Source organism: Phyllobacterium sp. YR531 (assembly GCF_000282595.1).
GTDB lineage: Bacteria > Pseudomonadota > Alphaproteobacteria > Rhizobiales > Rhizobiaceae > Phyllobacterium.
The window spans coordinates 337805-350375 of record NZ_AKIZ01000022.1 but is presented as its reverse complement, the minus strand read 5'-3'; the positions used below and the strand labels follow the sequence as shown (position 1 = coordinate 350375).

12 protein-coding genes are annotated in these 12571 nt (G+C 53.1%); 8 read left to right on the top strand and 4 right to left on the bottom strand.

Annotated features, from left to right (window positions below; all coding sequences use genetic code 11):
• Window positions 1-55 precede the first annotated feature (55 nt).
• The 8 genes from PMI41_RS15240 (at window position 56) to PMI41_RS15200 (ending at window position 9177) form a co-directional block, all read left to right on the top strand.
• Complete coding sequence (locus tag PMI41_RS15240; RefSeq protein ID WP_008126305.1) at window positions 56-1060, top strand: LLM class flavin-dependent oxidoreductase; 1005 nt, start codon at window positions 56-58, stop codon at window positions 1058-1060.
• Window positions 1061-1075: 15 nt separating this feature from the next.
• Complete coding sequence (locus PMI41_RS15235; protein WP_008126304.1) at window positions 1076-2431, top strand: LLM class flavin-dependent oxidoreductase; 1356 nt, start codon at window positions 1076-1078, stop codon at window positions 2429-2431.
• Window positions 2424-3614: a M20 aminoacylase family protein gene (locus PMI41_RS15230; RefSeq protein WP_040855039.1), complete on the top strand. Its 1191-nt coding sequence runs from the start codon at window positions 2424-2426 to the stop codon at window positions 3612-3614. The genes PMI41_RS15235 and PMI41_RS15230 overlap by 8 nt, the downstream gene beginning before the upstream one ends.
• A 25-nt stretch (window positions 3615-3639) precedes the next feature.
• On the top strand, window positions 3640-4182 hold the full coding sequence (locus tag PMI41_RS15225; RefSeq protein ID WP_008126302.1) for a GNAT family N-acetyltransferase: 543 nt from the start codon (window positions 3640-3642) through the stop codon (window positions 4180-4182).
• A gap of 227 nt (window positions 4183-4409) precedes the next feature.
• Window positions 4410-6215 (top strand): amino acid ABC transporter permease/ATP-binding protein, encoded by a 1806-nt coding sequence (locus tag PMI41_RS25570; RefSeq protein ID WP_008126301.1) that lies wholly within the window; start codon window positions 4410-4412, stop codon window positions 6213-6215.
• A 48-nt stretch (window positions 6216-6263) separates the two neighbouring features.
• Window positions 6264-7163, top strand: coding sequence for an ABC transporter substrate-binding protein (locus PMI41_RS15210; RefSeq protein ID WP_040855036.1), 900 nt, complete (start codon window positions 6264-6266; stop codon window positions 7161-7163).
• Between the two features lie 20 nt (window positions 7164-7183).
• A complete protein-coding gene (locus PMI41_RS15205; RefSeq protein ID WP_008126299.1) occupies window positions 7184-8245 on the top strand; it encodes an LLM class flavin-dependent oxidoreductase in 1062 nt (353 codons plus the stop codon).
• Window positions 8242-9177 (top strand): ABC transporter substrate-binding protein, encoded by a 936-nt coding sequence (locus PMI41_RS15200; protein WP_008126298.1) that lies wholly within the window; start codon window positions 8242-8244, stop codon window positions 9175-9177. Before PMI41_RS15205 ends, PMI41_RS15200 begins: the two co-directional genes overlap by 4 nt.
• A gap of 377 nt (window positions 9178-9554) precedes the next feature.
• Here the strand turns inward: PMI41_RS15200 and PMI41_RS15195 are convergent, their stop codons facing one another.
• The 4 genes from PMI41_RS15195 to PMI41_RS15185 all read right to left on the bottom strand — a co-directional run bounded on the left by PMI41_RS15195 (window position 9555) and on the right by PMI41_RS15185 (window position 12570).
• Window positions 9555-10682, bottom strand: a complete 1128-nt coding sequence (locus PMI41_RS15195) for an anhydro-N-acetylmuramic acid kinase (protein ID WP_040855312.1) — start codon at window positions 10680-10682, stop codon at window positions 9555-9557.
• A gap of 123 nt (window positions 10683-10805) precedes the next feature.
• A complete protein-coding gene (locus tag PMI41_RS25275) occupies window positions 10806-10952 on the bottom strand; it encodes a hypothetical protein (protein WP_008126295.1) in 147 nt (48 codons plus the stop codon).
• 115 nt (window positions 10953-11067) lie between these two features.
• Window positions 11068-11571 (bottom strand): ferritin-like domain-containing protein, encoded by a 504-nt coding sequence (locus PMI41_RS15190; RefSeq protein WP_008126293.1) that lies wholly within the window; start codon window positions 11569-11571, stop codon window positions 11068-11070.
• A gap of 123 nt (window positions 11572-11694) precedes the next feature.
• The gene (locus PMI41_RS15185) at window positions 11695-12570 is read right to left on the bottom strand and encodes an SMP-30/gluconolactonase/LRE family protein (RefSeq protein ID WP_008126291.1); all 876 of its coding nucleotides are present in this window, start codon (window positions 12568-12570) and stop codon (window positions 11695-11697) included.
• Between the last annotated feature and the right edge of the window lies 1 nt (window position 12571).

Genomic DNA, 12571 nt, shown 5'->3' with positions numbered 1-12571 from the left:
CTGCAATCTTCCGAGCCGGAAGGTTGCCTTTATGCAATGGAGGCCATTTTCAAAAATGGGCTATGCACTCAGTCTGCTTGATAAAAGTCCGGTTTTTAATGGTGAGACAGCCCATGCTGCCTTGAAGCGCTCAGTCGCTTTGGCCAGACAGGCTGAAGAATGGGGATTTCACAGGTTCTGGGTTGCTGAACATCATGATACGCCCGACGTAGCCAGTTCTTCACCGGAAGTCCTCATTGCGTTCATTGCTGCGCATACTTCTACCATCCGTATCGGTTCGGGCGGCGTGATGCTGCAGCACTACAGCCCGTATAAGGTCGCAGAGAATTTCAATGTTCTGGCAAGCCTTGCACCGGGCCGTATTGATCTTGGTGTCGGCAAGGCACCCGGCGGTCTTCCTTTCTCCACACGAGCCTTACAGGGCTTGTTGCCGCGAGCAGAGAAGCAGGATTTTGCAGCGCAACTCGAACAGCTCGGCGCTTTTCTCGACGATGGCTTGCCGGTGAGTCATCCTTTGGCAAGCGTGCGGGCAACCCCGCTGCCTGCCGCTGCGGCGGAGAGGTTTCTGCTGGGAGCAAGCCCGGACAGTGCAATTCTTGCAGCCACGCAGGGTTGGAATTTTGTCTTTGCCAGTCATTTGAATGGCGACGAAGAAGTTCTCAAACAGACCCTGGATATCTACACTGGAAAATCGCAGGGGCAAAAACCACTGCTCGCCGTCGGCGTCGTTGCGGCAGAAACCGATAGTGAAGCTGAGCAGCTTGTTGGCGATATTCAGCATTTCAAAGTGCATGTGGAAGGCGGCCAGAGCGTAACTGTCGGCAGTGTCGAACAGGCAGAAGAATATGCGCGGCAGGCCGGTGCGAGCAGCTATCGGATCGAAAAGAAAACACCAAATGTCATCCGCGGTTCGGCGCGCAAGGTTCTCTGCGAGCTTGATCGACTGCACAAGCGTTTTGGTATTGGCGAGTTTGTCATAGACACACCGATCCGGGATGCCGCCAAGCGCCTTTCATCAATCCAGTTGCTGGCTCAAGCACAACATGCACTCGCCGCGTGACCGTGGAGAATTACAATGAGTAAAAAACCAATCCACTTTGGAATCATGCTGCAAGGCCCCGGCGGCCACATGAATTCATGGAAACACCCGAGCTCGCCGCCGGATGCCAGCATCAATTTCCCTTTCTATCTCGAACAGGCCCGGAAAGCCGAAAGTGCGGGCATTGCCTTCGCTTTCATCGCAGACGGGCTCTATATCAACGAAAAATCAATTCCGCATTTTCTCAATCGGTTCGAACCCATTGCCATTCTTTCAGCACTGGCAGCGACCACATCGAAACTTGGTCTCGTTGGCACATTGTCAACCTCTTACAGTGATCCATTTACCGTTGCGCGACAGTTCGGCTCCATTGACAAGATCAGTAACGGGCGCGCCGGCTGGAACGCGGTTACATCTCCACTGGAAGGGTCCGGAAAGAATTATGGACGCGATCATCCCGACCATGCCCTGCGCTACGAGATAGCTGAAGAGCATCTTGATGTGGTCAAGGGGCTATGGGATTCCTGGGATGATGATGCATTTACACGCGACCGGGTAAACGGACAGTTTTTCGACCCCGCCAAATTACACAAGTTGAACCATCACGGACGCTTCTTCAATTCGGAAGGACCATTGAACATTGGGCGTTCGCAACAGGGGCAGCCGGTTGTCTTTCAGGCCGGGGCTTCCGACGACGGCATCAAATTGGCTGGAAAACATGCGGATGGCGTTTTCACAAATCTTGTACCGATTGAGGATGCGCAAGTTCTTTACCGGCAGTTGAAAAAAAGTGCAGTCGCGAATGGCCGCAATGCTGATGAAATTCTGATTTTCCCCGGTATTGCTCCAATTGTCGGTTCCACCGAGGCCGAAGCTGAAGCGAAATATCGGGAGATCCGTGATCTTGTGACGATAGAGGAAGCGCTGGCCTATCTTGGCCGCTTTTTCGATCACCACGATTTCAGTGCGTATCCGCTCGACAAGCCATTCCCGGAACTCGGTGATATCGGAAAGAATAATTTCCGTTCAACCACCGACCGGATAAAGCGCGATGCCAAGGTAAAAGGTCAGACCTTGCGCGAGGTAGCACTCGAAGTCACCACGCCGCGCAATGGCTTCACAGGAACACCGGACAAGATTGCCGACGAGCTAATCCGCTGGATAGACAATGATGCGGCTGACGGCTTTATTCTGGGCTTCCAGATTCTCGCTGCAGGGCTTGATGATTTTGCCCGCGAAGTTCTGCCTATTCTGGAAGCTCGCGGCTATCACCGTCCCACCCTGCAGGGTACGACCTTGCGCGATAATCTTGGCCTGCCGTTCCGCGAAAGCCGTTACACCAAAGCCGCGGCAGGCCCATCCAATCGCTCGGTCGTAAAGGAAAATGCCTAGAATGACTGCAACTCCCGATACAGTTCAGGAGTCCATCGAGCGAACCCTCGGCGAGGCTGTGGCTTTACGCCATGATCTGCATCGCCATCCGGAACTCGCCTATGATGAACACCGTACCAGCGAGTTGGTGGCCGATAAACTCCGTGCTTGGGGCTACGATGTCACAACCGGTATAGGGGGTACCGGCGTTGTCGGGAAACTGCAGAATGGCAACGGACCAAAGAAGGTTGGCATCCGTGCTGACATGGACGCACTGCCGATTGAAGAAGCCACGGGCCTGCCCTATGCCAGTACGATAAAGGGCAAGATGCATGCTTGCGGCCATGACGGGCACACGACCATACTCCTTCACAGCGCCCGTCATCTGGCAGAAACACGTAACTTCTCTGGCACACTGAATGTCATTTTTCAGCCTGCCGAAGAAGGTGGCGCTGGCGCTCGCCGTATGATCAAAGATGGTTTGTTTGACCGTTTCCCCTGCGACGCCGTTTTTGGTCTTCACAATTGGCCAGGTGTCGCGGCAGGGCAGTTTGGCTTTATATCAGGGCCTGCCATGGCCTCGGTGGATCTGGTCAGAGTACGCATCACGGGTAAGGGTGGGCATGGCGCAAGGCCGCAGGAAACAATCGATCCCGTGGTCGCCAGCGCGTCGTTCATTCTCGCCCTGCAAAGTATCGTGTCGCGTAACATCGACCCACTCGACGCGGCGGTTATCACTGTCGGCACCATCCATGCAGGCATAGCGCCGAACGTGATCCCCGACAGCGTGCAGCTTGAGCTGACTGTGCGGACGTTTCGCTCTGAGGTGCGGGAAAAGATTAAAGAGCGAATCACGGCATTGGCACGATCACAGGCAGAAAGTTATGGCGCGTCTGCCGAAGTGGATTACCCGCGGGGCTACCCGGTTCTAGTCAACCATCCGGCGGAGACAGAGTTTGCCCGACAGACGGCAATCACCCATTTCGGTGCTGAAAAGGTTGAGAGCAACTTCCGCCCGATTTCGGCAAGCGAAGATTTTGCCTTCATGCTCGAAGCGCGACCCGGTAGCTATCTCTTCATCGGCAATGGCGACAGCGCCCCGCTTCACAGCCCGAACTACAACTTCAATGACGAGATTATCGGTCCGGCTTCCCGTTATTGGGTGAAGCTGACTGAAGATTATCTCGGCAAGAACCCATCCTGAATTTGCGAAAGGACGCGAACCAGGCATGACTGACGTGTTTGTTTATACCACTCCGGACGATGAACGTTCCCAGCCACTGATAGAAGCGCTCATTGAGGAATATGAAGGGCGCTATGGGGACTATTTCGGCGAACCCGCACGCAATGAACTCAGCCGCTATCCAGCTTCATATTTTGCGCAACCGGACGGGGCGTTTCTGCTGCTGATCCGAGATGGAGAGACGATTGGCGGAGGGGCTTTCAAGCGGTATGACGAACGCACAGCCGAGCTGAAGCGCATCTGGACTCACTCCCGCCTGCGCCAGCAGGGGTTGGCACGAAAGGTCGTCTATGAACTTGAAGCGCAGGCATTTCGGCAAGGCTATACGCGTATCTATCTCACAACCGGATTCCGGCAACCGGAAGCCACGCAGCTCTATTTGAGATCAGGCTACACAGCACTGTTTGATGTGAATGTCGATCCGGAAATCTATCGCCATCTCGCTTTTGAGAAAGACATCAGCCATCTGCTGACCGACGGTGTGCCGCTAGCCCGCGAGGAAGCCAATAACAAAACACAGGCGGCCTGACGGCAGTCCTGAGCCCCCGACCTGTGCGCGATACGATAATGGGATTTCATACTAAAGAAGCAGAAAACTTTGCAACAATGCTTCTCATTCGACACTCCATACGCAGCATCCATCTTTGACGAGGCTCTTTAAAAACTACTAAATCAGTCGAGTAAAATTACCTACATCAGAATATTATTTCTGGGTGTTGAAATTCGGCAAAGTGGTTTGAAGAGGAATGTAATCGTATGGCGATCGCGACAGACTATTCGAGCGCTCATTCACTGAAGGTAACTCCTAGTTCCAACGAGGATTACACTCATTACAAGATCGTCAAAGCGAAATATCCCACTCGTTTCTTTGGAACACTTTTTGCAGCATTCGTTATTATTGCGATGTTGCAGTCGATATTGACCAACTCAAAATGGGGATGGGACGTTTTCGCTGAATGGTTCTTTGCCGAACCGGTGCTTGCGGGTCTGGCACGAACATTGCTGTTGACTGCACTGGCATCGGTTCTCGGCTTTGCACTTGGCACCGCGCTCGCCTTGGCGCGCGTATCCAAATCACCTCTGCTTTCAGGCCTTTCCTGGGCCTATATCTGGCTGCTGCGATCCATTCCGCTCATTGTACTGCTGCTGATCCTTAACAACCTCGGCTACCTTTATGAAACCGTGCGAATTGGTATTCCGTACACGGACATCAACTTCGCCGAATATCCGATGGTTTCGGTCTTGAGTCCTTTCGCGGCGGCACTTATCGGGCTCAGCCTCAACCAGGCGGCGTTCTCGTCAGAGATCATTCGCGGCGGCATCCTTTCCGTCGATCAGGGACAACATGAAGCGGCTGCAGCGCTTGGCCTTCCGCGTCGGCGACAGGCATTCCGCATCGTCCTCCCGCAAGCCATGCGCACGATCCTTCCCACTGGGTTTAATGAGATCATCGGCTTGGCCAAGGGGACATCAATGGTCTACGTCCTCGCTTTGCCGGAACTGTTCTATACGGTGCAGGTTATTTATCGTCGTAATCTGGAAGTCGTGCCACTGCTCATGGTTGCTACCGTCTGGTATCTGATCATCATGACGGTGCTTTCTGTCGCACAATACTACATCGAACGGCACTTCTCCAAAGGCGCACTACGCAACGCACCCGCGCCACTGTTCGGGCCATTGCTGCATCGGCTTTTTGGAGCGCCAATTCTTGCGCGCCCTGCTTTTCCCACGGTTTCCCCCAACAGCCTGAAGCCCGTCTCGAAAACAGAGGCACCACGGGAATCGTTCACACAATGGCGTGCGCCGGGAGCAGTCAGAATACACGGCGTATCAAAAAGCTTCGGCCAGTTGAAAGTGCTCGACAATGTACGGCTGGACATAAAGGCAGGCAGCGTCACCGCCATTCTCGGGCCTTCCGGTTCCGGCAAGTCGACGCTCCTGCGAACAATCAACCATCTGGAACGTGTCGATGACGGTTTCATTACTGTCGATAATGAGCTTGTCGGTTATCGCAAAAGCGGACGGACACTTTACGAGCTTAAGGAGAAAGACATTCTGAAGCGCCGAGCTGATATCGGCATGGTGTTCCAAAGCTTCAATTTATTCCCGCATCTGACTGTGCTTGAAAACATCATCGAAGCACCCGTATCGCTCAATCGCCTGACCCGACCGGAAGCGATCAATCTTGCACGCGATCTGCTTGTACGCGTTGGCCTCAGTGACAAGATCAATGCGTATCCAAGACAACTGTCCGGCGGACAACAGCAGCGTGTTGCTATTGCAAGAGCGCTTGCGTTGCGCCCCAAAGTGTTGCTCTTTGATGAACCCACATCAGCCCTCGACCCTGAACTTGTCGGGGAGGTTCTGGATGTCATCAAGGAACTCGCACGCTCGGGCACGACACTTATCATCGTCACGCATGAAATCGGCTTTGCGCGCGAAGTTGCAGATACCGTGATCTTCATGGACGCCGGGAAAATCGTCGAAACCGGATCGCCTGAGCAAGTGCTTAACCGACCGGCAAATCCGCGGACTGCCGAGTTCCTCGCAAAAGTTCTCTAATCAGGAATTCTCGATATGAAGCAGTATCTTAACTTTTTACCCCAAATCATGTTGCCAACTTTCATCTTGGCAATCAGCTTGTCTACCGGTGCAGAGGCACTTGATCTCAGCGCTGAACAACCAGGTCGGCTACGAACAGAGAAGAGCGAAAAGGTCGTTGCCACGATACCCGCATCCTTCAAATTCGTTGAGGACGGCATCTTTACAGTAGGCATTGCAGTGGACAATCCGCCACTTGCCACCTACGCGACTGATGCAAAGACTGTTGTTGGCTATGACCCGGATATTGCTCTGCTGGTGTCCGATACGCTGGGGAGAAAGCTGGATCTGGTTCCGGTGGCATGGGCCGATTGGCCTCTTGGACTGCAGTCAGGGAAATTCGATGCCGTAATCTCGAATGTAGGTGTGACCGAACAGCGGAAGGAGAAATTCGACTTCTCGACGTATCGGCAGGGCCTGCATGGATTTTACGTCAAATCCGATAGCCCGATTGCGTCCATAAAAGAACCGAAGGATATTGCTGGGCTCAGGATTATCACAAGTTCAGGCACCATACAGGAGAAGATTCTCCTGGAGTGGGACAAGCAGAACGTCGCCAAGGGATTTAAGCCTTCGACCTTGCAATATTACGACGACGAAGCTGTGAGCGCGCTTGCCATACAGTCCGGCCGCGCCGATGCGGAATTCAATCCAAATGCGACACAAGCCTTCCGCGCAGCCAGCGAAGGCAAGATCAAACTAGTGGGTACGGTCAATGCAGGCTGGCCGCTGATTGCCGACGTCGCCGTGACGACACGCAAGGGAAGCGGAATAGCGGATAGCCTGACCGCAGCCATCAACGAGCTGATTGATAATGGAAAATATGCGCAGCTATTGGAGCGTTGGCAGTTGACGCCCGAAGCGCTCAAGCGATCGCGCACAAATCCTCCCGGTTTGCCGAAAATCTGAATCGCATCGGGAATAGTGTCATGTCGAAAACTGCAATAAATCATATCGGATTTCTTACACCGGGAAATTACGATGACAACAATCCCTATCCGGGATTGGAAGCTACGCTGAAGCTTCTGGTCTTTGGTGAAGAGTTGGGTTTTGATAGCACTTGGGTGCGTCAACGCCATCTTGAACATGGCATCTCTTCTGCAGGCATATTTCTGGCAGCAGCCAGTCAGAGGACACACCGCATTCAGATCGGAACAGCCGTTATTCAGATTGGGTATGAAAGCCCGTACCGGTTGGCTGAAGATCTCTCTACCGTCGATGTTCTATCACAAGGACGCCTCAATGTCGGCGTGAGCGCTGGCGCTCCGGCTCATGCAGATTTGCTGGGTCCCTTGGTATTCGATGGTGACTGGAAAGATTACGACCTTTCGCATGAGCGGGTGAGACGTTTCGCAAACCACCTCCGTGGCGATTTCCTTGGCCCAGAGGATACCTTCATAGCGACACCTTTCGGGCGTCAGCGGCCACGGCTCCAGCCCTACGCCAAGGGACTGATAGATCGGCTTTGGTATGGCGGAGGGTCCCTGCGCTCCAGCAAGTGGGCGGGTCAAAATGGCTTTAACCTCATGCTCAGCAATGTGGTTGTGGGGGAGGGGACGGATAACTTTTTTGAAGCGCAATTCCGCCAATTGGACAGTTTTAAAACCAATGCAGCGCATCCCCATAAGCAACGCGTTTCTCTTGGGCGCGTCATTGTGCCGACGGATAGCGCCGATGCCAAAACGAAAGAGAAATACCTGAATTATGCTTCAAGCAGGCATGAGAGGACGCTTAAGCCACAAGGCGACAGGCGAACGCTTTTTCCGCAAGATCTGGTGGGAACGTCGGAGCAAATTCTTGAGCACCTGTTTAACGACCCGGTAGTTGCCGGGGTCGGAGAGCTGCGTCTCGAACTACCCTACGAATTCAAACCGCATGAGTACGAGCAGATTCTTTCCGACTTCGTTGCACATATCGCACCGGAACTCGGTTGGAAAAATACTTCCAAAAGTAATCAACACTCAACACACTTACAAAGGGGTCAGGCATGATACGGAAAACGGGGTTATCCGCTGCATTCGCAGGCATATTTCTAACTGTCTTGGCAGGAGTGAGCCACGCTGCCGATGGCGGATTTGATCTTAGCCCGGAGCAGAAAGACAGAATAAGGGCCGAGAAAAGCGCACCCGCCATAGAAGCGGTTTCGAAGAGTTTCAAATTTATCGATGACACAAAGCTGACGATTGGTCTTGCACCGGGCAATCCTCCATTAAGCACCTACGCAACCGACGCAAAGACCGTTGTCGGATATGACGTAGACCTTGCGCAGCTTGTTGCCGACAGCCTTGGGCGTGAACTTGTTCTTGTACCAGTTGCTTGGGCAGATTGGCCGCTCGGTCTGCAGTCCGGAAAGTTCGATGCGGTCATTTCCAATGTGACGGTGACGGAACAACGCAAGGAGAAGTTTGACTTTTCGACCTATCGCAAGGATGAGCTTGGGTTTTACGTGAAGGCCGCCGGATCCATTACTTCGATCAAGGAACCGAAGGATATTGCCGGTCTCAAAATCATTACCGATCCGGGCACCAACCAGGAAAAAATTCTGCTGGCTTGGGATAAACAGAATGTCGGCAATGGCCTGAAGCCGATTGAAGTGCAGTATTACGACGATGAGGCCGTAAAATATCTCGCAGTTGAATCGGGCAGGGCAGATGCCGTGTTCAGCGTGAACGCTACTCAGGCATATAAGGCGAAGGTCAACGGGAAAACCAAGCTGGTTGGCACTGTAAGTGGTGGCTGGCCAATTACTGCCGAAGTTGCGGTGACAACCCGCAAAGGCAGTGGTGCCGCAGAAGGCATCACGCAGGCGTTAAATGACCTTATTGCCAACGGAAAGTACAAACAGGTTCTCGACCGTTGGAATCTCGGCTCGGAAGCAATCGACAAGGCTGCAACAAATCCACCGGGTCTTCCTAACAGCTGATCAGCGGGTTAAACAGTCAGCGAACCTCCAAGTTGAAAGGGCACACAATACCCTTTCAACAAATCTTGGCAGCGAGCAAAGTGATCGCTAGAAATACATCGACGCTAGCTCGACGATACCAGCATAATGGTCATCAGCTTATCCGTTACCGGATTCTCGATGCAAATTTCACCCACATCTGAGCAAGTATTCCCGGCGGTACCTGTCGTTCGCCAGCGAGCGATCTAACGGCGCTCATCTATGTCAATCCGGGAGTAGGTGCGTTTCATGGGCAACTCCTTGCAAGCGATAAGCCATCGTTATCTATCGCAAGTCGCGCTTCACCCTTGAATGCACCCCACTCTCTTCGCACTTATCGCGTAATCTATCTTATGGAACTACTTGACTCCACTCGATCGGGCTATTCTGCCGCCGGTCATAGGCTTGGCGACGCCTGTGGTGTGGGGAAAACTAAGGGGCAATCCCTGGAGCGAGCGCATTGCAAGGTAAGCGAAGCATTCAGCTTCCACAGCGTCTCCGCGCAGTCCGGCATCATCGGCTGTAGTCACCTTCACTCCCGCGCGCTTTTCTATTTCCTTCATCATCAGCGGGTTCTTGCGTCCACCGCCACATACGACGATATTTTTTGGCCTCTCTGGTAAAAGGTCGAGCGCTTTTCCGACTGCTCCTGCCGTGAAGGCAGTCAAGGTTGCAGCGCCATCATTCAAATCAAGCCCGTCTGCCATGGATGCCGGGAAGTCAAAACGGTCCAGCGATTTGGGATATGATGCGTGTAGAAACGGGTGACGCAAAAGCTTTTCCAGGCGCTCTTCATCCACTTTGCCACTCGCAGCGATCTTGCCGTCGCGGTCCATTTCCTGACCAGTCCTTGCCCGTATCCAATCATTGACCGGAGCGTTTGCCGGGCCAGTGTCAAAGGCAATCATATCATTTGCCCCGCACCACGTAATATTGGCGACACCACCCAAATTCAGTATTGCGGCATCCGCGCCGGCCCCAATCTTCTGAAGCATGGCCTTATGATAGATCGCCGAAAGAGGTGCGCCTTGCCCGCCTGCTTCAACATCCGCCGAGCGAAAATCGAACACAACATCCGCTCCGACGATCCTTGACATGATTGCACCATCACCAAGCTGACGTGTAAAGCCACGCTTGCCACCTTGGGGTGCCATGTGAAGAACAGTCTGGCCATGAAAGCCAACAGCTGCAATTTCCGACGATCTGAAGCCGTGCTTTTGAAGAAACAGATTCACCGCTTCTGACTGCGCTTCGGTCAATGCAATTTCGGCTTTACGGAAGATTTCCGGGTCGGGACCTTTGAACTTCCATTCGCGCGCCACGTCCAGCGTTTCTGCCAAAAGTGCCCGAATATCAGTTGGATATGGCGCGAGTTCCCAAGGGCCGAAATCATCAATGGTCTCGCCGTCACTGCGAATCATGGCGATGTCGATAAAGCCATCAAGCACGGTTCCAGTCATCAGACCGACGGCCCAGCTCGACTTAATCCCGGAAGTTTTTCCTTGATCCATTTGTGACTGCGCTCCTGAGAGTGTGCGGTAGACTACGCAGCCTTGTTAGCTCGTCGCAACCATGATCCGCAAGTTGCGAGCATTCTCTTTTGCTCAGTACTAACCTCCGTGAGCAATGAACTGGCCGTAAACTTCGACTCCCAGCCAGATCAGTGCAGCAAGTCCAAGCGATACAGTCAATACTACCAACACCGGATAGCCTTGTTTGCCCTGCTTTGCGTCTTGCGCGTCAATCCTCTTGGCCATTGTATTTCCTCATTCATTACGGTTCGGAGTCAACGATGAAGCCTTACTATCGTTCCAATGTGCATGCCAGATTATGTAACCAGCCGCGCTGTGACAGGCTGGTTACACCAGTCATCTAAGCTGCGGCAGCATTGATGTGATTTTCAGCCATGACAGTCAAACCCTTGTCCGTCTTCATTTCCTCATCAAGGTTTTGCTGTAGCAGGGCAGCACAATCGGGACGGCCCAGCTGTTTCGCCCACGCGACAAGCGTGCCGTAGCGGGTAATCTCGTAGTGTTCGACAGCCTGCGCGGCAGCAATCAGCGCTGCGTCAAGCACCCGGTCATCATCCACCTCGCCAGCAATATCGTCCGTCTCTTCAAGAATGCCGTCAATGGCCGGACAGTTTACGCCGCTGACATCCACACCATGCTGTGCAAAAACCTGCTCAAGACGTTCGATCTGGACATGGGTTTCCTGAAGATGCTTCTCAAAACTGTCTTTGAGAGCTTGATCCGTGGCCTTGTCGATCATTTCCGGCAGGGCTTTTACAATCTGGTTTTCGGCATAATAGATATCGCGAAGCGTATGCACGAAAAGGTCATCCATCGTTTTGATATCCTTAGAAAAAAATCCCATCTCAATTCTCCCTGATTGGCATGCGGACAGCCTTACGCAGCCACACGGCTGACGTTGGAGTCGCTGATGTTTCGGTTACAGGGAAATAACGAAAGCGTTGAACAATGGTTCCTGCCAACGCTGTTACAAAAGCACTGGTGGGTCGAAACGCCCTTTTCCGGGCATTTCCAACAGGTAGGTTTTACCCGCGTCAGGATCGGTCTTGTGATAGGCTTCACTCATATCGTGATAGGCAGTGGTCACGATCATACTTGCCGTGTCTTCGCTGACAAATGCCGGACACGAAGGCTGTTTGACGGGCATTCGGATTGAATGAATGCGGTTGCCGGAAGGCGCATAGATATCAATCGCTGAGCGGCCCCAGCAAGCGTTCCATAGATTACCATCGCCGTCGACTACGGAACCGTCAACGCCCCCCTTTTCGTGGTGGCGATAAAATTCAGCAGGCTCGCCAATGGGCAGTCCTGTCTCGCGCTCCGTATCGACGCGCCAAATAATGTTCTTGCGGGTGTCCGCAAAGTAGGCAATGCCGCCATCGGGCGAAAAACATATGGAGTTGGTAATGGATATATTATTGAATAATCTACGTAATTCGCCTCTGCGATACCAATAAATCGAGCCCGCCCCTGCTTCAGCTTTTTTTCCCATGGTTCCAATCCAGAAGGCACCGGAAGGATGCACACGTCCGTCATTGGAGCGGGTTGCCGGATTATCAGCCTCGATCGGATGATGCATATCCATTTGGCCGGTCAGCCTGTTGCGGAGCACGAGACCGGTTTCCGTGGCGATCAGGTGATGACGCGCATCAACAACTGCAAGGGCACTCGCCATCTCACCGAGCTGAGTTATCTGGACGCCGCCACCAGCCACAGGTTTTTCAAACAGGCGTCCGGTAACTATGTCAAACCACCAGGCATTTTTCGTCAACGGATCATAACCCGGCCCCTCGCCCAATTGGCACGGAACATCGTAAAAAATGCTGATTTTAGGCTGATTCATT